Source organism: Nonomuraea sp. NPDC003804 (genome assembly GCF_040610675.1).
GTDB lineage: Bacteria > Actinomycetota > Actinomycetes > Streptosporangiales > Streptosporangiaceae > Nonomuraea.
In genome coordinates, this window is record NZ_JBEXMT010000096.1 from 1 (window position 1) to 1,463 (window position 1,463).

The following is a 1,463-nucleotide window of genomic DNA, read 5'->3' on the forward strand; positions in this document are numbered from 1 at the left end:
CGCGTTCGTCGCGGCGATGACCGGGGCCGGCCTCGAGGTCAGGCCGGACTACCTGGCCGCCGGCGACTTCCGCGAAGGCAGCGGGAGGGCGATCAACACCTGTTCGAAGTTGGGATGCAGCAGGAGCTCGGCCGCATTCGGCGGCAGTTCGCCGGTAGGAATGAAGTCAAGACCCTTCACGAGCGTGTCGGGCTGGATGAATTCGCCGGCGTCGCCACCCGATCTGATCAACTCGGTCAATCCACGTCCTCGCGCCGCCCCGACGTAGCGGTGCAGGTAGCCGCGACGGAGGTCTCCGTCGATCAGCAGCACTCTCTTTCCCGAACTCGCCATCAACGCAGCGAGGTTGACGGCAATGAACGACTTGCCCACGCCCGGTGCGGGGCCGGTCAGCATCAGTATGTTGTTTCTGGCATCGAACTGAGCGAACTGCAATGCGGTGCGCAAGCTGCGAATGGCTTCGACGGCAAGATCGGTCGGTGCGGCCCGGGCGAGCAACGGCGCATTGTTACCGCCCGCTCGCTCGATGCGTCCGAACGTAGACTGTTGATCAGAGTGCGGAATCGTCGCATAGACGGGAATCCCGAACTTGTCTTCGACTTCGGCCGGATCTTCGATTCCGCTGCGCAGTGCCTTGAACGCGAAGGCGGTGACCAGGCCCACGAATATGCCGAGCGTGGTGGCCACGAGGATGATCAGACCGGGACGCGGCCATACCGGCACCGTAATCAGCTCGGCGCCGTCGAGCAGACGGACATTACCGGTCTTGCCCGCCTTCAGTACCCTCAATTGCTCGACATTGTTGAGCAGCGTGGTATAGATTTCCTGCGCCACCATCGCGTCACGAGCGAGGCCGACGGTATCCTGCTCGTTGGCGGGAATCGCTTTCAGTCGCTGGTTGAATGCCGCGATCTGAGCGTTGACGGTATCGAGCTGCCGATTGACGGCGTCGACATTAGGATGCCGCGGGGTGAAGCGCTGAAGCAGTTGATCACGCTGAAGAACGAGCTGACTCTTCTGAACCTCCGCCTGCACGATCTGGTTCAGCAAGCTCTGGGCCTCGACCGGCAGATCGACGATGGTGTTTTTAGTCCTGTAATTGTTGTACTTCGTTTCCGCCTTCGTCAGATTGTCCTTCAACCCGGGCAACTGGCGGTCGAGGAACCGAATCATGTTGTCCGCCTCCGCCGACTTTCTGTCGACGTTCTGCTTGACATACAGCCGTGCGATCTCGTTGAGCACGGCCTGAGTCTTGTGCGGATCGTCGCTGCGCCAGACCGTGCTGATGATGCCGGAATCTTTCCCTTGCTCGGAGATGTTCAGAGACTTCTGAAGTCGCGTGATGACATCGAGACGCTTCGAGTGAACGAGCTGAAATCGCGTCCCCGGCCGCCCGACGAGGCGCTCGACCGTGACCGTGACCACGCCGCCCGGGACCGTCGCACGGCACACCCTGGCAACGT

1 protein-coding gene is annotated in these 1,463 nt (G+C 61.4%); it reads right to left on the reverse strand.

What is annotated here, in order from left to right; all coding sequences use genetic code 11:
• Positions 1 to 48: 48 nt before the first annotated feature.
• Positions 49 to 1,463: GNVR domain-containing protein (locus ABZX22_RS44995; RefSeq protein WP_354923460.1), on the reverse strand; the 1,415-nt coding region annotated here is incomplete at its 5' end.